The following is a 24,683-nucleotide window of genomic DNA, read 5'->3' as shown; positions in this document are numbered from 1 at the left end:
TATAACGGAAGCGGCCGTGGTTGCCGAGCCGACCACTGCTGGAAGCTTTCCGTACGGCGGCACCGACGGTTCTGCTGGCCGATTCCCGGGTGAAGGTTCTGGGAGATGATGCCTATCGGAAGCGGACGGTTTGTGAGGCGCGAACCTGGCCGGATCTGAACGAATTCGAGGAGTTCAACCGGGTGCGGATTTATCTGGCAGAGGCCTGCCCCGGAAAAGCCGGCGGGAATTGATTCGACCCATAAAAATAAAGGGCAACCCTCAGGTTACCCTTTGTCGGAACAGGTCGGCGCATCCTTGCGCATTGGGCAACAGCCGTGTTGCCAGATCCTTGAGCCGCTCCATGGTGCCGGCGTCCGAGCCGGCATTCCGAATAGTTGTCCCTTAAGCGAGGCGTCCCTGTGTCCTTGCCTCTCCCTGCAGTCCCTGCCGGGGTGCGTCCGGTGCGTCGTCCTTTTCCCTGTCATCCTTGATGGAGCCACTATAGCAACTGGATTTTGACATGAGTGTGAAGTCTGCGCGTGCCGCCGCAGATAAATTCGGGCGCTTAAATATTAGTGCTTTTATATCAAATGGATAGAGTTTTTCTGGATACCGGCGATGCCGCTACGTACGCGATATCACTGCAGGATCGCACGTGCTTGTGCGAAATATCTCACAAGGATTTGGGCGAATCTCGCAAATCCGGTTTTTCGGTGCGTCGGATACCCGGCCAGGGCAGTAGCCCGATGGCGATGCCGGCCCCATCTGCCGCCAGATCGGCCAGGGAAAAATCCCGGTAGGGCAGGTTTGCCTGAGTGATCTCAATGCCCAGGCCGAAGGCCAGCAGGGCCGGCGCATACCAGACGGCGCGAAGTCCAGGCCAGCCGAGGCGGGTCAGGACGGTAAGTTCAAGAAAGGCAACCAGATGATTCACCTTGTCACTGGACGACGACGGAATGGGGTAGGGGTTATCCGTGGTTGCCAGAAATCCGATGGCGAGCACCGAGATCACAAACGCCACGCGCCACAGGGCGCGGTAATTCAGCAGGGTGGCCAGTTGAGTTTGCAATGATGCCATGGGGAAAGTCCGCTAAAGCTCTCGGGCTGTGTGAATGTTGCCAACATGATATGCTTTGCGGCCCGTCATTGTCATGGAAGCGGAGGTCCTGCCAGCGATGCTCAAGGGTAATTTTTTTCGTGGACTGGGCTATCTGGGGGAAGGTTTCCGCCTGATTCGTCAGCCTGGCCTGCGGCTGTTTGTCGTTATCCCCCTTGTTATCAATATCCTGCTTTTCGGCGTGTTGTTCTTCTTTCTTGGAGAACTCTTTGCCGGCCTGGTTGCGGCCGCCATGGCCTGGCTGCCGGACTGGACCTGGCTCCAGTCCCTGGACTGGCTGTTCTGGATTCTCTATGGCGCAGTCATTCTGCTGATGCTGGCCTACGGCTTTGTGATCGTGGCCAATCTGATCGGTTCCCCATTCTATGGCTACCTGGCCGAACTGACCGAAAAACACCTGACCGGCCAGGAGGTCAACACCGACGACAGCTGGGCCTCGATCATCAAGGACATCCCGAGGGCGCTCTGGCGTGAGGTCCAGAAAATTCTCTATTACCTGCCCAGGGCCATCGGGCTGCTCATTATCGGCCTGATTCCGGTGGTTAACCTGGTTGCCGCTGTCCTGTGGTTTCTGTTCAACAGCTGGATGATGGCGCTGCAGTATGTCGACTATCCCGCAGACAACCACAAGGTCAGCTTTCCGGCGTTGCGTCGCCTGCTGGGTGATACCCGGTTGTCGGCATTCGGCTTTGGCCTGCCGGTGGCGCTGGCCGCCATGGTGCCGGTCCTGAACCTGTTCGTGGTGCCGGCAGCGGTCTGTGGTGCCACGGCTTACTGGGTGCGCGAGAAGGGCGCGACCAGAAATTAATCGGTCTGGAGGTTTCTTGGATACATCAGAATTTGTTATTGGTCAGCGTTGGGTCAGCCACAGTGACACAGGCCTGGGACTCGGGATCGTCACCGACATTTCGGGCCGGCGGGTTACCCTGGGATTTCCTGCGGCCGACGAAGAGCGTACCTACGCCATTGATAACGCGCCCCTTTCCCGCATCGTTTACCAGATCGGCGAGGAAATCGAGACCTATGACGGCCAGCGGTACATCGTCCGTGCCGTGGATAATCTCGGCGGCGTGCTGATGTATCACGCCGATGATGGCACGGATCTGCACGAGATTTCCGAAGTGAAACTGGCCGGCTCGGTGAATTTCTCCGCGCCCCACCAACGGCTGTTTGCCGGCCAGTTCGACCGTAATGGCGCGTTTCGCCTCAGGTTCGCCACGCTCCAGCACATGAATCGCCTGCGCGCATCTGCGGCCCAAGGCCTGATTGGTGCCCGTACCCAGCACCTGCCGCACCAGATCTACATTGCCCACGAGGTGGCAAGGCGCCATGCGCCGAGGGTGATGCTGGCGGACGAAGTGGGCCTTGGCAAAACCATCGAGGCCGGTTTGATCCTGCACTACCAGCTTCACACCGGGCGGGCAAAACGCGCACTCATTGTGGTGCCGGATTCCCTGACCCATCAGTGGCTGGTGGAAATGCTCCGGCGCTTCAATCTGCGCTTTTCGATCGTGGACCAGAGCCGATACGACGCCCTGCAAGACGAACAGAGCGATGTCGACGCACTGGTGAGCCACATTTTTGGTGGCGATGACTCAGTCAATCCCTTCGAGAGCGATCAATTGGTGCTTTGCAGTCTCGATTTCCTGGTGAACAGCGATCAGGCCCGTAAGGATGCGCTCCGGTCTGACTGGGACCTGATGATTGTCGACGAAGCCCACCACCTGGCCTGGAGCCCGGAGCATGCCAGTGCCGAGTACCAGATTGTCGAGGAGCTTTCAGGGATCAGCCGTGGCCTGTTGCTGCTGACAGCGACCCCGGAGCAGGTCGGGGTGGCCAGCCACTTTGCCCGCTTGCGATTGCTCGATCCGGCGCGCTTTCACGACCTGGAGACCTTCCGGGAGGAAGAGCAGCAGTACGAATCGATCAACAGCGTGGTGCGCCGGCTGCAGGATGACGATTCGGAGATCAGCGCCGACGATCGGAAGCTGCTGCAGGCCTGGCTCGGCAATGAGCTGGACCAGCTACTGGCCGGCTATGACCCGCGTCAGTCCGTGATCGATGCCCTGCTGGATCGCCATGGAACCGGCCGGGTACTGTTCCGCAATACCCGGGCTGCGATTCAGGGATTCCCGGAACGCCGGCCGACCCCCGTACCCTTGCCGTGCCCCGAAATGTACCAGGGGCAGGCTTACGGGATGCCGGGACTGACGCCGGAACGGCGGGTGCTGGAGGAACAGTGGCTGGCAGAGGATCCCCGGGTCGACTGGTTGGAGAAAGAGCTGGCGAGCCTGCGCCCCGCCAAGGTGGTTGTCATCTGCGCTCGTGCTGAAACGGCTATGGCTCTTGAGCACTATCTCCAGCTTCGTGCCGGTATCCGCAGTGCTGCCTTTCATGAACACCTGAGCCTGCTGGAGCGGGATCGGGCGGCGGCCTATTTCGCGGACACCGAACAGGGCGCCCAGGCGCTGATCTGTTCCGAGATTGGCAGCGAGGGCCGGAATTTCCAGTTTGCCCACCACCTGGTGCTGTTTGATCTGCCTGCCAACCCGGATCTGCTGGAGCAGCGCATCGGGCGTCTGGACCGGATCGGCCAGACTGACACCATCGATATCCACATTCCGTATCTGCAGGGTACCAGCCAGGAAATTCAGTTCCGCTGGTTCCACGAGGGGCTGAATGCCTTTACCGAAAGCTGTGCCGTGGGTGTGGCGGTGCAGGAGGCCGTGCATTCGCAATGGCAAAAGGCCCTTGAAGGCGATGCCGGCGTTACTGACGAGCTGGTTGTGGCCTCCGCGCAGGAGTCGCAGCGCTTGAAAACACTGCTCCAGAATGGCCGTGATGCGCTGATTGAGCTCAATTCCTGCCGCCCGGAGGTGGCCAATGAGCTGATCGCGGCCATCGAGGAAGAGGAGGGTGAGGCCCAGGTGCGGGATTACATGATGGAAGCCTTTGATATTCTCGGGGTGGAAGTGGAAGATCACGCCGACCACTCGGATATCCTGCGCCCGGGGGAGCAATACCAGGCCGGCCATGTGGCCGGGTTGCCCGAGGACGGCATAACGGTGACCTGGGACCGGCAGAATGCCCTGGAGCGGGAAGATCTGCAGTTCATGAGCTGGGAGCACCCGATGGTGACCGGTGTGATGGATTCGGTCACCAGCTCGGGCCTTGGCAAGGCGGCCCTGGCCAGTCTGTCGGTGAAGGCGCTGCCGGCAGGCACTTTGCTCATGGAGGCGCTGTTCACGGTGCACTGTCCCGCACCGGATGCCCTGGAGCTGACCCGCTATCTGCCGGTCTCGCCCCTGCGGCTGCTGGTGGATGTGAACGGCAAGGAGTTATCAGGCGCGCTGCCCCACGACCGGTTGAACGATCTTTGCTCCAACATCCGGCGGCGCACCGCCCAGGCGATCGTGCCGCAGATCCGGCCGCAGGTTGAAACCATGGTGGATCATGTGGAACGGCTGTCCGGCCCGCACCTGGCTCCCCTGAAGGCGCAGGCACTTGACCAGTTGGCCGCCACCTTCGAACCGGAGATCCGCCGGCTGGAAGCGCTGAAGAAGGTGAACCCGTCGATCCGTAACGAGGAAATCGACTATCTGCGGAACCAGTTTGAGGCGGCGCGGCAGGCCATCGGCCATGCCAGTCTCGCCCTGGAAGGTATCCGGGTGATTGTCACTGCGTAAGCCATGATGTGACGGCTGTAACTGGCTGACTGTGCGGCATTTGCTGGTCAGCCCTCATCTGATGGGGTACGGTGAGCGTAACCAATTCAGAGCTCATTAGTCTTCGACATTTTCGAACCATGGACGACAGAGAAAACCTATGATGACTTTCCTTCTGTTTTTAGTGGCACTGGCCGGCCTTTTGATTGTGATGCGGCGTGAGTCCGGTGCGATGTCCGCCATCGGCGTGATGGTGGTCACCGGGGTGCTGGCACTGATTTTCGCCTCCGGCTGGCTGGCGCTGGTGCTGTTTCTCGGTGCGGTGGCCACCGCGGCCGCCGGTCTGCCCGGCTTTCGTCAGGGCTGGCTGACGCCGCGCATCTTTGCCATGTTCAAGAAAGTTGCGCCCAAGGTGTCCGATACTGAAAAAGTGGCCCTGGAAGCCGGCACCGTGGGCTGGGATGGCGAGCTGTTTACCGGTCGTCCGGACTGGCACAACCTGCTGGCCAACCGCTATACCGGCTTGAGCGAGCAGGAGCAGGCTTTCGTGGACAACCAGTGCACCCAGGCCATCTCCATGTGCAACGCCTGGGATGTGGCAGTTGAGCGGGCTGATCTGCCCCAGGAGCTTTGGGACTTCCTCAAGAAAGAGAAGTTCTTCGGCATGATCATTCCCAAGGAGTACGGCGGCCTTGCCTTTTCCGCCAAGGCCCAGACTGCGGTACTTCAGAAACTGGCGTCCAACGAATCGCTGATGGTGTCCGTGGGCGTGCCGAACTCCCTCGGCCCGGGTGAGCTGCTGGTCAAGTACGGCACGGAAGAACAGAAGAATCACTACCTGCCACGGCTGGCCGATGGCCGCGAGATACCCTGTTTCGGGCTTACCGGCCCGAGAGCCGGGTCGGACGCAACATCCCTGCCGGACACTGGTATCGTCTGCAAGCAGAAAGTGAACGGCAAGGAAGTGGTGGGAATCCGGCTCAATTTCGAGAAACGCTGGATTACCCTTGCGCCGATCGCCACGGTGGTTGGCCTGGCATTCCGCATGTTCGATCCGGACGGCGTGCTGGGCGAGACCAAGGATTACGGCATTACCTGTGCCCTGATCCCGCGGGATACCAAGGGCATGGAAATCGGCCGTCGCCATTGCCCGATTGGCAGCCCGTTCCTGAACGGACCCATCAAGGGCAAGGATGTGTTTATCCCGCTGGATTACATCATCGGTGGCGTGGATATGGCCGGCCAGGGCTGGCGCATGCTGGTTGAGTGCCTGTCGGTGGGCCGCTGTATTACCCTGCCTTCTGGCGCAGCCGGTGCGGCGGCCCACTCGGTAGGTACCGCCGGCGGGTTTACCCGGATCCGGCGGCAGTTCAACACGCCGGTGGCGGATATGGAAGGTGTTCAGGAGCCCCTGGCCAGGATTGCCGCAAAGACCTATATCGCGCAGGCGGCGGTCAATCACACCGCCAACATGATCGACAAGGGCGAGAAGCCGGCGGTGCCGTCGGCCATCCTCAAATACCACCTGACCGAGTTTCAGCGTGGCATCCTTACCGATGCCATGGATGTTCACGGCGGCAAGACCGTGACGCTTGGCCCCCGCAACTATCTCGGCATCGGCTACAGTGGCGCGGCGGTGTCCATCACCGTTGAGGGCGCCAACATCATGACCCGCAGCCTGATGATCTTCGGCCAGGGCGCGATTCGCTGTCATCCCTATGTGCTCAGGGAGCTGGCGGCCAAGGATAACGACGACATCCAGGCCTTTGACGATGCCTTCTTCGGCCATGCCGGCCTGATCTTCGGCAACACGGCGCGCGCCTTTACCCAGGCATTGGGTCTTGGCCGTGCCGACGTGCCTTTTGATGGTGCCAGCCGCCGCTATGCGCAGGCTGTGGCCCGGTTTAGTGCCGCGTTCGGCCTGTGCGCCGATGCGGCCATGACCACTCTGGGCAGCGAGCTGAAAATGCGCGAGCTGATTTCGGCGCGCCTGGGCGATATGCTGTCCAATCTGTATCTGGCATCCATGGTGCTCAAGCACTGGCATGAGACCCAGCCGGTGGAGGGCGAGAAAGAGGTCATGGAATACAGTCTTGGCCTGCTGTTGCATCGCACTGAAAATGCTCTGGAGGAGTTCCTGCAAAACCTGCCCAACCGCGCTGTGGCGTTGGTGTTGCGTGCCTTTACCCTGCCCCTGGGCCGGCACTGGGGCAGCCCCGGGGACGATCTGGCCCGCAAGCTGGCGCGCTCAATCTCCACCGATACGCCGATCCGCAACAAGCTGATTGCCAGTGTGTGGACCACCGATGGCGAGGGCACGGTGGAAAACCCGGTAGCTCGCTACAACGGTTTGTTGAAGGATTACGACAAGGCCGAACAGCTTTACCGTAAAGTCACCAAGGCCTACGCCAAGGGTGAGTTGCCGATGACGGCACTGCATCCGGAAGAGCGCTTCGAAGCGGCCCTGGAGGCCGGCGTCTATACCAAGGAAGAGGCGGACTTCATGCGCCAGTACGAAACCGGAGTGCTGGACATGCTGACCGTTGACGACTTCGCGTTCAACGCCTTTGCGCAAAACAAGGAGTCGGTCATTGATCACAACCCGGCCTGATCCAGAGGTACGCTGAGATGTGGTTGTCTTTTCTGGCCGTCAGTCTTGGCGCCGTCATCGGCGCCAATCTGCGCTGGGCCCTCGGGTTGTGGTTGAACACTACCTACCATGCCATCCCGTACGGCACGCTGGTAGCCAACCTCAGTGGTGGTTGGCTGATCGGCCTGCTGATCGGCTATTTCAGCCAGGGCAGCGGCCTGGCTCCGGAGTGGCGACTGTTTGCCATTACCGGACTGTGTGGCGCGCTAACGACATTTTCCACCTTTTCCCTGGAGATGTTTGCCGCCCTTCAGGAAGGCAAATGGGCCATGGCCATCACCGGCATACTGGCCCACGTTGTCGGTTCCATCCTTATGACTGCATTGGGTATTTATTCTTTCGGGCTGGTGAGGGGATGATGGGTAGCACTACCTACATAATTTCTTGAAATTACTCTTGGCAAGCTTTTGATTCGAGAGTAGAGTGAAAGGCGTAGGAAAGATTCAGCAAAGCATTTCATGAATAAGACGTACTCCGCAGTTAGTAGTGACCGTCCTGTTTTTGATTCCGCGAGTTCTGTATTTCCGTAAAACGTCGACCTTGCACCACGACGGTGTATGGCGGCAGATATTATGATTGATTTCAGGAAGTTTAAGTATGTCTACTACTACCGGTACTGTTAAGTTCTTCAACGAAGCAAAAGGCTTTGGCTTTATCACTCGTGAAGGCGGCCCGGACGTTTTTGTTCACTACAGCGCTATTCAGGGCAGCGGTTTCAAGACTCTGGCAGAAGGCCAGCAGGTTGAGTTCACCGTTACCCAGGGCCAGAAAGGTCCCCAGGCGGAGAACGTTGTTCCGCTGTAATCCTTGATGGATGCAGGAATAACCGCCAAAAAGGCAGCTTCGGCTGCCTTTTTTCATGGAATGAAACTATCGGCATCCGGCTCTGTGCTTTGTGATTTTTCCCGCGATGTATAATCATTGTTCCCCTGTTGCTCGTTAAAGCGGACGTCGAGGCCTGCAGGAATCCTTTCATGTTCCGAACGTTTAAAGCTGCCTGGATCTTGTTCTGGGCTGCATTGCTTACCCTGATTCTGTTCTTGCCGATCGTGATTGCCGCGCTTTGCGGAAAGCGCGGTGACGCGGCGTTTCACGGCACTCAGATCTTTGCCTGGGGAATTCTGAAAGTCTGCGGTGTTCGGCTGCGGGTTCGTGGCCGGGAAAACGTCCAACCTGATCAGCGTTATGTGATTCTCAGCAATCACGCCTCTTACTTTGACCCGCCGGCCCTGGTGCTGGCCCTCGGCTTTCAGTACCGCTGGGTGATCAAGAAGGAGCTGCGCAGGGTGCCCTTGTTCGGACTGGCACTGGAGACCTCCCGCAATCTGTTTATTGACCGGTCCCGGGGCAGTGATGCCCTGGAAAGCATCAAGCGGGGCGTGGCCCAGTTGCCGGACCGCACCAGCATACTCATTTTCCCCGAGGGTACCCGGTCATGGGACGGAAAGCTGCTGCCGTTCAAGAAGGGTGGTTTTGTCATCGCCCGGGATGGTCAGTTGCCGATCCTGCCGGTGACTGTTCGCGGCTCCCACGCCCGGCTGCCCAAGGGACACGCGGCCTTTACCCGGGGCGAGATTGAAATCGTCATCCATCCTCCGATGGCCAGCGGGGATCTGCCGTTGGATGCCCTCTTGACGGACGTCCGGAACAGCATAGCGTCTTCGCTCTGAGACAAAATAAAACCCGGCACGTATGCCGGGTTTGGAATGGGGCTGAACCGGGTTACAGGGCAAAAATCTCCCCGTAGAACCGCATGGCGCCCTCCCAGGAACGGGTGGCTGCCGCTTCATCGTAGCCTATGGGCATACCGAATTCTGCGGCGACCTTGTCGGCACCACCGGTGTATACCTGCACCCTGGCCTTCACTGCCCCCGGCTGGGCGGTAATCGGGCTGCCCAGCGCACCATGGAAACTGACCACGCCAGCCAGATTCACGCCCATCCGGGCCATGTTCAGAACCCCGGCACCGCCGAAGCAATAGCCCTGGGCCGCAATGCGCGAGGCATCGACGCTTTCATGGTTCTGCAGGATGTCCATGGCTTTCATGAACCGGGCCTTGACCTGGTCCATGTCCCTGGTGGCTTCCTGCATGAATTTCTGGGCGGTGTCCGGGTGATCCGCCTGCTTGCCCGAGCCATACATATCCAGGGCGAACGCGGTGTAGCCCGCGGCGGCCCCGGCTTTCCGGGTGATCATGAGAGTTCCTGCTCCTTCTGGTTCGGATGTTTACGGTCCGGAGCCTTACGTCCGGAACCGGTAAACCGATGCAATCAGTTGCCACTCCAGTATAGAGCCTTTTGACTACACTGGATGAAGACGCGCACGAATCCGCAGACGCTCTGGAGGCTGTGAATGAAAATCGGAGTACCCAAGGAAATCAAGAATCGTGAATACCGGGTGGGCATGACTCCGGCGGCGGTTCACGAACTGTGCGGCCATAACCACGAGGTGTATGTGGAAACCGGGGCCGGCCTGGCGATCGGATTTTCCGACGCGGATTACCGCCAGGCGGGAGCGCAGATTCTGGACCGGGCAGACGAGGTGTTTGCCACCGCGGAGCTGATTGTCAAGGTGAAGGAGCCCCAGGCCCGGGAGCGGGCCATGCTGCGCCCGGATCACACCCTGTTTACCTACCTGCACCTGGCACCGGACAAGGCCCAGACCGATGATCTGGTGAAGTCCGGCGCCACCTGTATCGCCTATGAAACCGTGACCGACGACGCCGGCCATTTACCCCTGCTGGCGCCGATGTCTGAAGTGGCCGGCCGCATGTCGATTCAGGCCGGCGCCCACTGTCTTGAAAAGGCGCTGGGGGGCCGGGGTGTGCTGCTGGGCGGTGTTCCCGGGGTCAGCCCGGCCAGGGTTGCTGTGGTCGGCGGTGGCGTGGTTGGCCAGAATGCCGTGGCCATGGCGGTTGGGTTGGGTGCCCGGGTAACCGTCCTGGACCGGAATATGGCAGTTCTCCGGCACCTTGATCAGCTTTATGGCAACCGGATCACGACGCTGTTTTCCACCGCCCAGACCCTCGAACAGGCAGTCACGGAATCGGATCTGGTGATTGGCAGCGTGCTGATTCCCGGTGCCTCGGCACCCAAGCTGATCACCCGCGACATGATCCGGCGCATGCCCGAGGGCAGCGTGCTCGTGGACGTGGCGATTGATCAGGGTGGCTGCGCCGAGACTTCCCGGGCAACCACCCATGATGATCCGACGTATATTGTTGACGGTGTGGTACATTACTGCGTGGCTAACATGCCCGGTGCTGTGGCGCGTACGTCGACACTGGCGCTGAACAATGTGACCCTGCCATTTGTGGCGGCGCTGGCCAGCAAGGGCCCGGACCGGGCAATGAAGGAAGATCCGCACCTGCGGGCCGGGCTCAATGTCGCGGCCGGCAAGGTGACCTACAGGGAAGTGGCGGAAGCTACCGGGCACCCATACACCAACCCTGAATCCCTGTTGGGATCCTGAGCGGGAAACACTCGGAGACACCATGAAACTGATCGGATCCACCACTTCACCTTATGTCCGGCGCATCCGGATTCTGCTTGATGAAGAGCGCTATGAATTCATCAATCTCGACATCTATGGTGAAGGCCGGGACGAACTCAGGCGTAATAACCCGACCCTGAAAATCCCGGTTCTCGAAGACGAAGGCCAGGAAATCTACGATTCGCGGATTATCGCCCGCTACGTCAGTGCCAAGCAGGGCCGTGATCCGCTGACCTGGGATCAGCAGAACCAGCTCACCATGATCGACGGCGCCAACGACTCGGCCGTCACCCTGTTACTGTCGGAAAAGTCGGGTATCGACACTCACCAGGACGTGATGTTCCACAAACTGCAGCGGGAGCGGATTGCCACCACGCTCAAGGTACTGGCGGAGATGGTCCAGGAAGGCAAGTTCGAGGAATGGAACTACCCGGCAATCTGCCTCTATTGCCTGATTGACTGGCTGGATTTCCGCAATCTGGAGGACTTCGCCGGTGTCGAAAGCCTGCTGGCGTTCCGTGACAGCCACAAGGACAAGCCCTGGGTTGCCCAGACAGATCCCCGCAATTCCTGATGCCGGGCGGCCGGTTTGCGCCGGTCGCCTGTCTGCGTAAATTAAGTTGAAATTAAGCCCCCTGAAAGGTTGCGGAAGCTACCCTGTGCTTTTATCTTTGGTCATAACTTAATCAGTTAAGTTCTTTCCCCGGGCTCAGTCCCGGTTTTTTCCGTAATTGAACTTAATGCATTAAGTTATCCGTCAAATGCACCAAAAACAGACCTTACAAAAACAACATGAGGTTCCGACAGATGATTTTTGCTAAAGCATCCATTCGCAATCCCCTGGCCACCGTCATTACCCTGACGCTGGCCAGCACGCCCCTGATGGCCCAGGCCGGCCAGAGTGTTGAAGAGCGTCTGGCGGCGCTCGAGGCGAAGCTGGCCGAGGTGGAGCCGAAGGCGACCGGGCTGGAAGGCTTTTCCTTCAATACCTATGCCCGCTCCGGCCTGCTGCTCAACGGCGATCTGCAAAGTGCACCGGGTGGCCCCTACCTGACCCCCGCGGGTTCCGTGGGCGGCGCAGTGGGCCGCCTGGGCAATGAGCCCGACACCTATCTTGAGGCCATTCTCAATTACAAGCAGGTAGCCGAGAACGGCACCAAATCCCACTACCGCCTGATGATCGCCGATTCCACCACCTCCTCCAACGACTGGACCGCGGGTGACGGCGCGTTGAATGTACGTCAGGCCTATGTGGAGTTCAGCAACCTCGCCAGCTTCTCCGGCATCTTTGAAGACTCATCAATCTGGGCCGGCAAGCGCTTTGACCGGGACAACTTCGATATCCACTGGTTGGACAGTGATTTCGTCTTCCTGGCAGGCCTGGGCGCCGGTATCTACGACGTCAGATTCACCGAGAACGTCAAGTCCAACTTCTCCCTGTATGGCCGGAGCTTTCTGGAGTTCCCGTCCGATCCCCAGGACCAGAACATCACCTCCGACACCGACAACCTGATCCTTACCGCCAACAACTACTTTGGCAACTTTCAGTGGATGATCAATGCCATGAAGGCCCAGAACAACGACCAGCGGGTGGTCGGCGGTGTCCAGCAAGCGGCCGAGACCGGTATCCACACCATGCTGGCGTACCACGGCGACAGCTTCTTCGGTGTCTCCGAGGGCAACTTCAAGGTGGCCGTGATGCATGGCCAGGGCCTGGGTGCCGAAGCCAAGAGCATTGGTGCCGATGGCGATCTGAACGAGGATGCCGTCAGTACCCGCGTGGGTGTATACGGCACCACCTACCTGAGCGAGAACTGGCGGCTGGCGCCGGCGATTCTGGCAGAAACCAGTGAAGACCGTTATATCAAGGGTGATGAGTACCAGTGGCTGACCTTCAATGCCAGGCTGGCCAACGAGATCACCTCCAATTTCGAGATGCAGTATGAGGCGTCCTGGCAGACCATGGACATTACGCCGCTGGGCTATTCAGGCCGCAGCGCGGTGGATGGCGACTACAGCCGGTTTACCGTCGCGCCCACGTTCAAGCCCCAGGTAGGCGGTTTCTGGAACCGGCCGGAGATCCGGGTGTTTGCCAGCTATTCTACCTGGGATGACGAGCTGGACACCTATGCCAGTGGCGATGCCCTGGGCGTAGACAGCGATTTTGCCAGTGGCCAGTGGACCTTTGGCACGCAAATGGAAATCTGGTTCTGAACCAATAACAACAACACGAGGTGAACATTATGTCCCGTTTTACAATCCGACATCTGGTCCTCGGTGGTGCGGCTGCCTGCCTGCTGGCTGGCGGTCTGCAGGCCAAGACCATCACCATCTCCTGCGGAGCCGTGGGCGCTGAGCGACAGCTCTGCGAAGAAGGCACCCGGGCCTGGTCAGATAAAACCGGCCACGAGGTGCAGGTGGTGTCCACGCCCAACTCGGCTACAGAGCGTCTTTCCCTTTACCAGCAGTTGCTTGCCGCCCAGTCCGGCGATGTCGATGTGTTCCAGATCGACGTGGTCTGGCCGGGCATGCTCGCCAATCACATGATTGACCTCTCACAGTACACTGAGGGTGCGGAGGACAAACATTTCCAGTCGCTGATCCGCAACAACACCGTGGATGGCCGGCTGGTGGCCATGCCCTGGTTTACCGATGCCGGCGTGCTGTATTACCGCAAGGATCTTCTCGAGAAATACGACCAAAAGGTGCCGAAAACCTGGGAACAGCTTACCGAAACCGCCGAGACCGTCATGAAGGCGGAGCGTGAAGCCGGTAATGACAAGTTCTGGGGCTTTGTCTGGCAGGGCCGGGCCTATGAAGGCCTGACGTGCGATGCCCTGGAGTGGGTGGCCAGCCACAACGGCGGCACCATCGTGAATGCCGAGGGCGAGGTGACCATCAACAACCCGCAGGCGAGGGAAGCGCTGGCGCTCGCCAGTAGCTGGATTGACACCATCTCCCCGCGCAGCGTGCTGAACTACACCGAAGAGGAGGCCCGCGGGGTTTTCCAGTCCGGCAATGCCCTGTTCATGCGCAACTGGCCCTACGCCTGGGCCCTGGCCCAGAGCCCGGACAGCCCGGTGAAAGGCAAGGTCGGCGTAGTGGCCCTGCCCAAGGGTGGTGAGGACGGTCGCCATGCCGGCACCCTGGGTGGCTGGCAACTGGCGGTGTCGAAGTATTCCGAGAACCCGGCCCTGGCTGCCGATCTGGTGCTTTATCTCACCAGTTACGAGGAACAGAAGCGACGGGCCATCGAAGGCAGCTATAACCCGACCATTCCCGCCCTGTACAAGGACGAGGAAGTGCTGGCGGCAGTGCCGTTCTTCGGCGAGCTGTTCGAAACTTTCAAGAACGGCGTTCCGCGCCCGTCCTCGGTGACTGGTGAAAGCTATGGCCGGGTCTCCAACGCCTTCTTCAACAGCGTGCACGATGTGCTGTCCGGTGAGGCGGAACCGGAGCAGGCGCTGAGTGGCCTGGAGCGGGAGCTCCGCCGTCTGGGCCGTCGGGGCTGGTAATCCGTCATGACCCACTCAACTCCGGCACCCGCAGAAACCGAAGCGCTCGGCACATCGCCGACCGCTTCGTCTCCCGCACGGCGGCGGCCCAGCCGAGTGCACCGCCAGCGCCTGCGTGCGGCATGGTTGTTCCTGATTCCCATGCTGCTGGTGCTGGCTGCCGTGGCGGGCTGGCCCCTGTTGCGCACCATCTGGTTCAGCTTTACCGATGCCAGCTTCGCGAGCATCAGTGAATACAACTGGGTCGGGCTGGACAACTACCTGGTCTACGACGATGGCATGTGGTTCGGCGTGCTGGCCGACCCCGCCTGGTGGCAGTCGGTATGGAACACCCTGTTTTTCACCGTGGTCTCCGTGGGCCTTGAAACGGTGCTCGGGCTGATCATTGCCCTGACCCTGAACGCCCAGTTCCGGGGCCGGGGCCTGATCCGGGCAGCCACGCTGATTCCCTGGGCGGTGCCCACCATTGTCTCGGCCAAGATGTGGGGCTGGATGCTGCACGACCAGTTCGGGATCATCAACGACATGCTGCTGACCCTGGGCATCATTGCCGAGCCCCTGAACTGGACCGCCAACGCGGATCTGTCGATGTGGGCGGTGATCATGGTGGATGTCTGGAAAACCACGCCGTTCATGGCCCTGCTGACACTGGCCGCCCTGCAGATGTTGCCCTCGGACTGCTATGAAGCCGCGAAAGTGGATGGCATTCATCCGGTGCGGGTGTTTTTCAAAGTCACCCTGCCGCTGATCCTGCCGGCGCTGATGGTGGCGATTATCTTCCGGGTACTGGATGCGCTGCGGGTGTTCGATGTCATTTATGTGCTCACCTCCAACAGTGAGGACACCATGTCCATGTCGGTCTATGCCCGGCAGCAGCTGGTGCAGTTCCAGGACGTGGGCTACGGCTCGGCAGCGTCCACCGTGCTGTTCCTGATCATCGCCCTGCTGACCATTACCTACCTGTACCTGGGTCGCAAGCAGATCGGAGGTGAGTCATGAGACGCCGAGCCATGAACCGGAAACTGGCGAAAACACTGATCAGCAAGATCGCCTTCATGATCCTGCTGGCGGTCATCCTGATTTTCACGGTGTTCCCGTTTTACTACGCCATCCTGACCTCGTTCGAGAGTGGCTCGGAGCTGTTCACGGTCGAGTACTGGTTCTCCTCCTTCGACCTGGCGAACTACCGCTCGGTCCTGAGCCAGGAGTCCTTTCTCCAAAGCATCTGGAACTCGGTGTTCGTCTCCTTCTCCACGGTGGTCATTGCCATGGCGTTCGGGCTGACCGCGGCCTATGCCTTGGGCCGGGTGCAGTTTCGCGGCCGGGGTGCGGTGCTGATGATCGTGTTGAGCGTGTCCATGTTCCCGCAGGTGGCGGTGCTTTCTGGCCTGTTCGAGGTGATCCGCGCCATGAACCTGTATAACGATCCGCTGGCGCTGATCTTCTCCTACACCATTTTCACGCTGCCCTTCACGGTCTGGATTCTGACCACCTTCATGCGGCAGTTGCCCAAGGAACTCGAGGAAGCCGCCATTGTGGATGGCGCCTCGCCACTGACCACCCTGTTCCGGGTGTTCATTCCCCTGATGTGGCCAGCCATGGCCACCACCGGACTGCTGGCGTTTATTGCCGCCTGGAACGAGTTCCTGTTTGCGCTCACCTTCACGCTCACCAACAGCGAGCGGACGGTGCCCGTGGCCATTGCGCTGATCACCGGCGGCTCCCAGCACGAGTTGCCCTGGGGCAACCTGATGGCCGCTTCGGTCATCGTGACCGTGCCCCTGGTGGTGCTGGTGCTGATTTTCCAACGTCGTATCGTATCCGGCCTCACGGCGGGTGCGGTGAAAGGTTAATTGAGGAGTGTTTGTATGACCCAGTCACAGCCCTGGTGGAAAGGTGGCATTATCTACCAGATCTATCCCCGAAGCTTTCTCGACAGCAACGGGGATGGTATCGGTGACCTGAAGGGCGTTACCCAAAAGCTGCCCTATGTTGCCTCTCTGGGTGTGGATGCCATCTGGCTGTCGCCGTTTTTCACCTCGCCCATGAAGGATTTCGGCTACGACGTGTCGGACTACAGGGGCGTGGATCCGATCTTCGGCACCATGGACGACTACCGGGCCCTGGTGGCCGAAGCCCATCGCCTGGGCCTGAAAGTGATCATTGATCAGGTGCTCAGTCACACCGCAGAAAATCATCCCTGGTTCGAGGAAAGCCGTTCGAGCCGGGACAATCCCAGGGCCGACTGGTTCGTCTGGGCCGACCCGAAGCCCGACGGCACGCCCCCCAACAACTGGCTGTCGATTTTCGGCGGCAGCGCCTGGGCCTGGGACAGTCGCCGGGGCCAGTATTACCTGCACAACTTCCTGGCCAGCCAGCCGGACCTGAACTTCCACAACCCGGAGGTGCGCCGGGCCCAGCTCGATAACATGCGGTTCTGGCTGGAGCTGGGTGCCGATGGCTTCCGCCTCGACACGGTGAATTTCTACTACCACAGCCAGGGGCTGGAGAATAACCCGGCGGTACCGGCGGGCGAGAACAAGACCTTCGTGGCCAACGGCGTCAACCCCTACACCTATCAGCGCCACGTGTACGATCTCAGCCAGCCGGAAAACCTGGCGTTCCTGGAGGACCTGCGCGGGCTGATGGACGAGTTCCCGGAAACCACCCTGGTGGGCGAGATCGGAGACGACAGGCCACTGGAGCGAATGGCCGAGTACACCCGGGGCCGCAACCGCCTGCACATGGCCTATTCCTTTGACCTGCTTTCCGACCAGCATGGCCCCGAGTGGGTCCGGGATGTGGTACGGAAGTTCCAGCAGGGGCTGGGCGATGGCTGGCCGTGCTGGGCCCTGAGCAATCACGATGTGGTGCGGGTGGTGAGCCGCTGGGGTGCTGGCGTGCAGGATCCCGATGCCTACGCCCGGGTCTTGATGGCGTTGCTGCTCAGCCTCCGTGGCAGTGTCTCGATGTACCAGGGTGAGGAACTGGGGCTGCCGGAGGCATGGGTGCCGTTCGAGGCACTGCAGGACCCCTACGGCATCGAGTTCTGGCCCGAGTTCAAGGGCCGTGACGGGTGTCGTACCCCCATGCCCTGGACTCCGGGCACCCATGGCGGGTTCACCAATGGCACCCCCTGGTTGCCGGTGGACCGGCACCACCTGGAGCTGTCGGTGCAGACCCAGGACGATGACCCGGCCTCCACCCTGAACAGCGTCCGGCGCCTGATCCGCTGGCGTCAGAAGCAACCGGCACTGGTCAGCGGAGAGCTCGAGCTGATCGAAAACACCGCCGATGCGCTCTGCTGGATTCGTCGGTCAGAGGGTCAGTCCCTGCTGGTGGCACTGAATGTGACCGGCCGGGAAGTCCGTACGCAGGTACCCTGCGAGATCAGCCGGGTTACTACCGAGCCGGGTTTCTCCGGTTACATCGATGGCGGTGATCTGGTGCTGCCGCCCTACCAGGCCCTCTTTGCCGAGTTGTAAAACTCTGCAGAGCTCTCATAAAAGCGGAGCGCCCGGAACCGACCGGGCGATCAACAGAGGAGTCTCCACCATGGCACGTGTGGAACTGAAAAATATCAACAAGACCTTTGGGCAGATTGAAATACTGCCGTGCGTGAACCTGCGCATCGAAGACGGCGAATTCGTGGTCTTTGTCGGCCCGTCGGGCTGCGGTAAATCAACCATGCTCCGGCTGATTGCCGGGCTGGAAGACCCCACGGGCGGGGACATCGAGATTGATGGTGAGGTGGTCACCGACCTGTCTCCCAAGGAGCGGGGTGTCGGTATGGTGTTCCAGTCCTATGCCCTGTATCCGCATATGTCGGTCTATGAGAACATCGCCTTCGGTCTCAAGCTGGGCAAGGCCAACAAGAGCAGAATCCGGGAGTGGGTGGAGAAGACCGCCGAAGTCCTGCAACTGGAAAAACTGCTGGACCGCAAGCCCCGCGAGCTCTCCGGTGGCCAGCGCCAGCGGGTCGCCATTGGCCGGGCCATGGCCCGGGAACCGAAGATCATGCTGTTCGACGAGCCGCTATCCAATCTGGATGCCAGCCTGCGGGTGCAGATGCGTACCGAAATCGCCAAGCTCCACGACCGTCTGCAGTCCACCATGATCTATGTGACTCACGATCAGGTGGAGGCCATGACCCTGGCGGACAAGATTGTGGTACTCAATGGTGGCAACATCGAACAGGTCGGCTCCCCGTTCGAGCTCTACGAGACACCGGCCAGCCTGTTCGTGGCCGGATTTATCGGTTCCCCCAAGATGAACCTGATGCCGGGCAGGGTGGCGGGCCAGACCGGCGGTGCCACCACCGCAATTGACGTTCCGGGCCTCGGCGACATTATCGTTAACCGGGACACCTCGGCCCTGAACGCCGGCGACCCGGTGACCGTTGGTGTCCGCCCGGAGCATTTCAGCCTGGCGCTGTCGGGGCCGGAGCATGGCCTGGAAGTGGTCAACGTGGAGTATCTTGGCAATGAAGCCTACGTTTATGTGGAACTGCCCGGGATGGACGAGTTGATGGTTGTGCGCCAGCCGGTGCCCTGCGAGATTCAGACCGGGCAGCGGGTGGCACTGGCCACGAGCCCCGAACTGGTCCATGTGTTCGATCGCAGCGGGCAGGCGCTGGGGCCGCTCAAGGCAGCGGCGGAAGCGGCCGGGCCGGTGAGTGCCGCGACGCAATGAAACCCCGGGAAAACGGGCGGGAGAAACACCCATGACCGACAGGTCCAGACGTCTGACAGTCAAGTTGATGGCGGAGAAGCTGAATGTCTCTACCGCCACCATCTCCAACGCCTTCAACCGGCCGGACCAGCTGTCTGACGCCCGGCGCCGCTGGATTCTCGAGGAGTGCAAACGCCTGGGCTACATGGGCCCCAACGCCGCCGCCCGCAGCCTGCGCACCGGCCGAACAGGCAACGTCGGGGTAATGCTGGCGGACAATCTGGCCTACAGCCTGACCGACCCGGTTGCCAGTGAGTTCCTGCATGGCCTGGCGGAGGTGCTGGATCGACGGCACATGAACATGCTACTGCTCTCAAGCCGGGATGATGACGAACATCGCAGCCGGCTGCAGGAGTCCATGGTGGACGGCTTTATCGTGTATGGCTGGCTGAAGAAGGGCCGGACCTACGAGCGGCTGCTGCAACATGGCAAGCCCATGGTGGCGGTGGATTTTGATCTGGAGGGCTGCACCTGGGTCAACATCGACAACTACGAGGGTGCGAGCCGAAGTGCCGAACATGCGCTTCGCCAACCGCCGGAAAACGTCGCCATACTTGGCCTGCGCCTGGTGGACACGGACCGGGTCTGCCGGATTCGCGACCGGGAACTGTTCAACGAAGCCCGGGCCATTTCCGTGCGCCGCCTGCACGGTTACACCGATGCCCTGGAGGCGGCCGGTTACCGCGTGCCCGCCGAACGTATCTGGTCAACGCCCACCAACACCCATCAGGACGCCTACCAGGCAGCCCGGGAAGCGCTGACCAGCAATCCCCGCCCGGATCTGCTGCTGTGCATGAGTGACCGGATTGCCCTCGCCGCCATTCAGGCGGCATTGCAGATGGGGCTGAGAGTGCCCGAGGACGTGCGGATTGTCGGTTTTGACGGCATCCCCGAGGGCGCCAATCTTCACCCGTCGCTGACCACGGTCTACCAGCAGAGCGCGGAAAAAGGACGTATTGCGGCCCGGATTTTCCTGGGTGAACAGGAAGACGCCAACGTGCTGTTACCAACCTGCCTGCTGGTGCGCGAAAGCTGCCCCTGAGCCACGGCCAAACCCTGAAAGAGCCCGACAACATGAACTTTGACGTACTCTGCTTCGGTGAAGCACTGATCGACATGCGCGGTGAGCGGGTCGACGGATACACCCGGTTTGTTCCCCAACCCGGGGGCGCGCCGGCCAATGTGGCGGTCGGTGTCGCCCGGCTCGGCGGACAATCCCGGTTTGCCGGCCAGATCGGTGCTGATCTGTTCGGCAACCAGATTGTCGCTGCGCTGTCCGGGTTCGGTGTCGATACTTCCCTGCTTGTTCAGACACCGAATGCCAATACAGCCATGGCCTTGGTTGGCCTGGATGACTCGGGAGAGCGCAGCTTCTCCTTCTATCGCACGGCCACGGCAGACTTGCTGTATCAGTCAGCCCAGTTGCCAGACGCGGCGCTGTCCGGGCAACCGATTTTTCACTTCTGCTCCAACACGCTCACCGAGCCGGCAATCCTGGAGGTAACCCGTGAGCTGGTCAGAAGGGCCCGAAAGGCCGGCTGCCTGGTCAGTTTTGATGTCAATTACCGGGAATCATTGTGGCCGGACCGGAGGGTGGCGCCGGAGCTGATCCGCGCCATGGCCGTGGAGGCCGATCTGGTGAAATTCAGCCGGGAGGAACTGACCGCGCTCTTCGGCAACCGGGGCGATGAGTTGGCCCGCGAACTCCGGGCCAGGGGTGTTTCACTGGTGCTGGTTTCCGATGGCCCCAATACCCTCCAGGCCTGGGCAGGCGAGCGACTGCGCCAGATTACGCCTCCGGCGGTGCAGGCCGTGGATACGACCGCCGCTGGCGATGCCTGCGTAGCCGGTTTGCTCTACCGGTTGGCGGCGGAGAGAGTGAGCAAGGATCAGTTTGGTGCGTGGCTTGATCAGACCGGGAATCTGGAGTCGACGCTGACGTTCGCAAGCCGGTGTGGCGCCGTTGCCGCAACCCGGTTCGGCGCGTTTGATGCGTTACCCGATATGGCTGATCTGCAAGCACTGTGATCCAGTCGACATCAGGTCTGGCCAGATTCTGGTCAATTTTTCTTTCGCAGTGGTGGTTCTTGACTATAGTTAAGAACAGGAAGCGGTTGCTGATCTGACGGTGCCCGGATTCCGTACTTCAAAATACCAACAACAGCAAAGAAAGGGGGTTGTCCATGCTCCTGTCACATGCTTTCGGTCTCTTCACTCATCCTGATGAAGAATGGGCTTCCATTCGAAAAGAACATGAAACACCGCGCCGACTGTATGTCGCCTATGTCCTTGTCCTGGCAGCCATCGCACCAGTCTGTGCGTATATCTCCACCGCCTACTTTGGCTGGACAGTCGGCAACGAGCGGTTGATCAAGCTGACCGAAATCAGTGCACTGCAACTCAGTGTGCTGACCTACCTTGCGATGCTGGTCGGTGTCTTTGCCCTCGGCTACGCCATCAACTGGATGGCGAGAACCTACGGTGCCAAAGAAGAGCATGTGCCGGCCAACGGCATTGCCCTGGCAGCCTATTCCTGTACTCCCCTGTTCCTGGCCGGATTTGCCCTGCTATACCCGGTACCCTGGTTCAACGCCATCGTCTTCCTTGTTGCCGTCTGTTACGGCGCCTGGCTGATGTACGACGGGTTGCCGATCGTCATGGGGATCGAGAAGGAGCGGGCGGTGATGTACGTCGGTGCGTTGCTCACCGTTGCCCTGGTGATCCTGGTCTCCACCCGGGTTGGCTCCGTCATCCTCTGGAACTTCGGTGTAGGGCCGGTGTTTATCAGCGGCTAGACATGATGTCCCGTCTGGCTCAATCGGTGGCGGCGCTGAGCCGTCGCTGATGGCACAACGGTCGCTCTGCCATCCATAATGTTCGCACCATTCGAACCGCCCGGTGCGGATCCTATTGGTTGCCCCCCTATCCCGAACATTTACCCGTCCGGATTAAACCGGGTTCGCTTCGTTGGCCCGGGTCCGGGTGCCGTTCGGGGCCTCAAGGCCGAGTATGTCCTGAAGTCGATGGAACAGACCTGCCTGAAACCCCGGATCCAGCGGGTACAGATGGCCGGACTCCGGCAGCAGGTTGAGGTCGGCCCCGGTGATGTGTTCGGCCATGTGGTGGGCGAAGCGTTCCGGCACAAACGGGTCCTGCTGGCCCTGATAAATCAGCGTCGGTACCGGTACCTGCGCAAGTCGGAATCCCCAGTCCGTCATTTCGGTCAGCAGGTCCGTGGCAATTGCCCGACCGCCACTGTCCAGGCAGGCAATCTGGTCCTCCCGAAAATAGTGCCGCAGTGTCTCATCCTCCAGCAGTTGCCGGTCCTGTTCGCTGACCATTGAGCGCGCCTTGCGCAAATAAATGCCGGGTCGCCGGCGGGAAATCCAGACCACCACATCAACTACGGCCCGAAACAGTGGCGTGCTCAGCTCAGCCAGTACCGGCCCCGGCCAGCGTGTTTTCAACAGCAGGGTATGGCTGTCGGGAAGTTCGGCAAAATGGGTATAGCCGGACAGGACGACGGCCTGGCTGATCCGGTCTCCCAGGCTGTACGCGCAGGCGAGGGTGCGGGAACCGCCGCTGGACCAGCCCATGTGCACGAAGGAGGCAAGTTCCAGCTGGTCGGCGAATTGCCCGACGTCGTCGCTGTAATCCAGTAGGCGCCGGTCTGGTTGATAGTTCGACGCGCCAATTCCGGGGCGATCCAGTGCCAGGATACGGAAGCCGGCGGCCCGGGCCTGCTCATCGAAAAACCGCCCTTCCAGACGTGACCCGGGCATGCCGTGGGCGAAGATAACCGGATAGCCCGAGGGTGCACCGTAATCGCTGTATGCCAGCCGCCTGCCGTCTTCGAGGACGAGGGTGCAGAGGTCGTGGCTGGGAGAGGGGGAATAGGTCATGTCCTTATCCTGACCTAAAGCTGGACGCGCCTCAACCTTTACATAGGATTGTTCGACATTCGAGTTTCCTAGTTTAATCAGGTGCTTGGGCGGAAATTGTGATGGGTTTCATGGAACCCGGCGAGCGTGTTAGCGCCTGTTCACATTTTGTACGTTTGCCACTACTGCTTTCTGTAACAGTGCGTAACCTTAACGCATACGAGTGTAACGGCGGTCCGTTGTACCCGCGAATCCAGGGCATAACAACAATCCGGCACTGAACCCTGACAGGAGTATCCACCATGACCAGCGCACTGCCTTCAGGCGCTGCCATCCGCTACCGCGATCATCTGGGCGAAAGTCACAGCCGCGAATTGATGGCCAAATTTGGTCGGCAATCCAGCGCCTATTTCGCTCTGCAGGATGATGTCCGGCGCTTCGGCGTGGACGGTGTCGGCTTTGTGGCCTATGCCCCGGTAAAAACGTTGCTTGGCCGCGTTAACCTGGTGTTTGTCAATCCGGTGTGTGCGGACCAGGCTCTCAGCTGGCTGCTGAAAGCGCTTTTCCAGCGGGTCCCGGGGCGGGTTGTGTTCACCGGTATCGATGACAGGGTGGCGCGGGAACTGGCCGCGCTGGGCTACACGGTCAATGAGATGGGCGCCGAATTTTCGGTGTCGGTGCCGGAGTTCAGTCTGGCGGGCAAGCGCAAGAAGCAGCTACGACATGCGGCCAATCTCGGCAGCCGGCACAATCTGCGGGTCGTGGAGCAGACGGCCGCTGAGGTCAACCAGGCCGATGCCCGACGACTCTCCGAAGACTGGCGGCAGCACAAGGCGGTCAAGCAGCATGAGCTGCGATTGCTGACTCGGCCCCCCGTATTCAGCGACGAATGGGGCGTGCGGAAGTTCTACTGCTATCAGGGAGAGCGACTACTGGGCTATGTGTTTTTCGACCCCTACTTCAAACACGGCCGCATCGTCGGCTACACCGCCAACGTCTTGCGCCAGGACATGGACAACAGCCCCAGTGGCCTGCTTGATTACATTGTGATTGAAGCCATGGCGCGATTTCGTCGAGAGGGTGTGGAGCGCATGTCGCTGGGTATTTCACCCCTGTATAACGTCCGTCCCCGGGCGGGTGACCAGCCGTTGATCCGCCGCATCTGTCAGTTGCTGTATGCCCGTGGCAACCGGTTTTATGCCTTCAAGACACTGAGTTATCACAAATCCCGTTACCGCGGTGACGAAGCGACCTGGTACATGGCGGTAAAGGACACCTCGGTGCTGACGGTGGCCTGGACGATCCTTCGGGGCACCGGCATTGTCGGACAGCCGCCGCTGGTCCGCAGCGGCCGGGAACCCATCGCCGGTAAGCCGTTGCCGGCGACCGAAACCCCCTGACCGGCTTCCGGTTCGCTGACCGCCGTGCTATCGGGCCGGGTCATCGTGGCCTGTTTCGGCAGCAATATTGCCCGCCTGCACAACAGTCGCTCTGCGCTCCATAATGTGCTAACCATTGCCTACTTCAATCGGTTGGGTGTGCCTCGACTCTCGTGATACCTCAACTTCTCGAACCGCCCGGTGCGGAACCTATTGGTTACCCCTATCCCGATTTGCGGGGAACGCTTGCCGAGGGATTAGCGGTTGAGTC

21 protein-coding genes and 1 pseudogene are annotated in these 24,683 nt (G+C 60.4%); 19 read left to right on the top strand and 3 right to left on the bottom strand.

Annotated features, from left to right (window positions below; genetic code table 11):
* The first annotated feature begins 20 nt into the window (after window positions 1-20).
* On the top strand, window positions 21-233 hold the full coding sequence (locus tag msub_RS14165) for a hypothetical protein (RefSeq protein WP_048496605.1): 213 nt from the start codon (window positions 21-23) through the stop codon (window positions 231-233).
* Between the two features lie 422 nt (window positions 234-655).
* On the opposite strand, the gene msub_RS14160 is transcribed toward msub_RS14165, so the two are convergent.
* Window positions 656-1,060: a VanZ family protein gene (locus tag msub_RS14160; protein ID WP_048496604.1), complete on the bottom strand. Its 405-nt coding sequence runs from the start codon at window positions 1,058-1,060 to the stop codon at window positions 656-658.
* A gap of 97 nt (window positions 1,061-1,157) precedes the next feature.
* On the opposite strand from msub_RS14160, the gene cysZ reads away from it, so the two are divergent.
* The 6 genes from cysZ (at window position 1,158) to msub_RS14130 (ending at window position 9,084) form a co-directional block, all read left to right on the top strand.
* Complete coding sequence (cysZ, locus tag msub_RS14155; RefSeq protein ID WP_048496603.1) at window positions 1,158-1,907, top strand: sulfate transporter CysZ; 750 nt, start codon at window positions 1,158-1,160, stop codon at window positions 1,905-1,907.
* Window positions 1,908-1,923: 16 nt separating this feature from the next.
* On the top strand, window positions 1,924-4,785 hold the full coding sequence (gene rapA, locus msub_RS14150) for an RNA polymerase-associated protein RapA (RefSeq protein WP_048496602.1): 2,862 nt from the start codon (window positions 1,924-1,926) through the stop codon (window positions 4,783-4,785).
* A 139-nt stretch (window positions 4,786-4,924) separates the two neighbouring features.
* Window positions 4,925-7,375: an acyl-CoA dehydrogenase gene (locus tag msub_RS14145; protein WP_048496601.1), complete on the top strand. Its 2,451-nt coding sequence runs from the start codon at window positions 4,925-4,927 to the stop codon at window positions 7,373-7,375.
* A gap of 17 nt (window positions 7,376-7,392) precedes the next feature.
* The gene (gene crcB / locus msub_RS14140) at window positions 7,393-7,773 is read left to right on the top strand and encodes a fluoride efflux transporter CrcB (protein WP_048496600.1); all 381 of its coding nucleotides are present in this window, start codon (window positions 7,393-7,395) and stop codon (window positions 7,771-7,773) included.
* Between the two features lie 238 nt (window positions 7,774-8,011).
* Window positions 8,012-8,218: a cold-shock protein gene (locus msub_RS14135; protein WP_044389091.1), complete on the top strand. Its 207-nt coding sequence runs from the start codon at window positions 8,012-8,014 to the stop codon at window positions 8,216-8,218.
* Between the two features lie 170 nt (window positions 8,219-8,388).
* Window positions 8,389-9,084, top strand: a complete 696-nt coding sequence (locus tag msub_RS14130; RefSeq protein ID WP_048496599.1) for a lysophospholipid acyltransferase family protein — start codon at window positions 8,389-8,391, stop codon at window positions 9,082-9,084.
* Window positions 9,085-9,136: 52 nt separating this feature from the next.
* On the opposite strand, the pseudogene msub_RS14125 reads toward msub_RS14130, so the two are convergent.
* Window positions 9,137-9,589: pseudogene (locus msub_RS14125) on the bottom strand (dienelactone hydrolase family protein); the annotation flags it as partial.
* Window positions 9,590-9,766: 177 nt separating this feature from the next.
* Between msub_RS14125 and ald the strand changes: the two are divergent.
* The 11 genes from ald (at window position 9,767) to msub_RS14070 (ending at window position 21,947) form a co-directional block, all read left to right on the top strand.
* Complete coding sequence (gene ald / locus msub_RS14120) at window positions 9,767-10,885, top strand: alanine dehydrogenase (RefSeq protein ID WP_048496598.1); 1,119 nt, start codon at window positions 9,767-9,769, stop codon at window positions 10,883-10,885.
* Between the two features lie 22 nt (window positions 10,886-10,907).
* Entirely contained in the window at window positions 10,908-11,480 is a 573-nt protein-coding gene (locus msub_RS14115; RefSeq protein WP_048496597.1) for a glutathione S-transferase family protein, read from the top strand.
* 233 nt (window positions 11,481-11,713) lie between these two features.
* Window positions 11,714-13,120, top strand: coding sequence for a carbohydrate porin (locus msub_RS14110; protein WP_048496596.1), 1,407 nt, complete (start codon window positions 11,714-11,716; stop codon window positions 13,118-13,120).
* A gap of 29 nt (window positions 13,121-13,149) precedes the next feature.
* Window positions 13,150-14,421 (top strand): ABC transporter substrate-binding protein, encoded by a 1,272-nt coding sequence (locus tag msub_RS14105; protein ID WP_156182772.1) that lies wholly within the window; start codon window positions 13,150-13,152, stop codon window positions 14,419-14,421.
* Between the two features lie 6 nt (window positions 14,422-14,427).
* A complete protein-coding gene (locus tag msub_RS14100) occupies window positions 14,428-15,420 on the top strand; it encodes a carbohydrate ABC transporter permease (protein WP_048496595.1) in 993 nt (330 codons plus the stop codon).
* A 56-nt stretch (window positions 15,421-15,476) separates the two neighbouring features.
* Entirely contained in the window at window positions 15,477-16,274 is a 798-nt protein-coding gene (locus tag msub_RS14095) for a carbohydrate ABC transporter permease (RefSeq protein WP_406564706.1), read from the top strand.
* Between the two features lie 15 nt (window positions 16,275-16,289).
* Window positions 16,290-17,906 (top strand): alpha-amylase family glycosyl hydrolase, encoded by a 1,617-nt coding sequence (locus tag msub_RS14090; RefSeq protein ID WP_048496593.1) that lies wholly within the window; start codon window positions 16,290-16,292, stop codon window positions 17,904-17,906.
* A 70-nt stretch (window positions 17,907-17,976) separates the two neighbouring features.
* On the top strand, window positions 17,977-19,113 hold the full coding sequence (locus msub_RS14085; protein WP_048496592.1) for an ABC transporter ATP-binding protein: 1,137 nt from the start codon (window positions 17,977-17,979) through the stop codon (window positions 19,111-19,113).
* A 31-nt stretch (window positions 19,114-19,144) separates the two neighbouring features.
* The gene (locus tag msub_RS14080; protein ID WP_048496591.1) at window positions 19,145-20,194 is read left to right on the top strand and encodes a LacI family DNA-binding transcriptional regulator; all 1,050 of its coding nucleotides are present in this window, start codon (window positions 19,145-19,147) and stop codon (window positions 20,192-20,194) included.
* A 32-nt stretch (window positions 20,195-20,226) separates the two neighbouring features.
* Entirely contained in the window at window positions 20,227-21,180 is a 954-nt protein-coding gene (locus msub_RS14075; protein ID WP_048496590.1) for a carbohydrate kinase family protein, read from the top strand.
* A 155-nt stretch (window positions 21,181-21,335) separates the two neighbouring features.
* Window positions 21,336-21,947: a Yip1 family protein gene (locus msub_RS14070; protein WP_048496589.1), complete on the top strand. Its 612-nt coding sequence runs from the start codon at window positions 21,336-21,338 to the stop codon at window positions 21,945-21,947.
* Window positions 21,948-22,100: 153 nt separating this feature from the next.
* Here the strand turns inward: msub_RS14070 and msub_RS14065 are convergent, their stop codons facing one another.
* Window positions 22,101-23,054: an alpha/beta fold hydrolase gene (locus tag msub_RS14065; RefSeq protein WP_048496588.1), complete on the bottom strand. Its 954-nt coding sequence runs from the start codon at window positions 23,052-23,054 to the stop codon at window positions 22,101-22,103.
* A 281-nt stretch (window positions 23,055-23,335) separates the two neighbouring features.
* Between msub_RS14065 and msub_RS14060 the strand changes: the two genes are divergently transcribed.
* On the top strand, window positions 23,336-24,433 hold the full coding sequence (locus msub_RS14060; RefSeq protein ID WP_048496587.1) for a DUF2156 domain-containing protein: 1,098 nt from the start codon (window positions 23,336-23,338) through the stop codon (window positions 24,431-24,433).
* The last annotated feature ends 250 nt before the right edge of the window (window positions 24,434-24,683 follow it).

The organism is Marinobacter subterrani, assembly GCF_001045555.1.
GTDB classification, from domain to species: Bacteria; Pseudomonadota; Gammaproteobacteria; order Pseudomonadales; family Oleiphilaceae; genus Marinobacter; species Marinobacter subterrani.
This window is presented reverse-complemented; position numbering and strand designations above follow the sequence as displayed.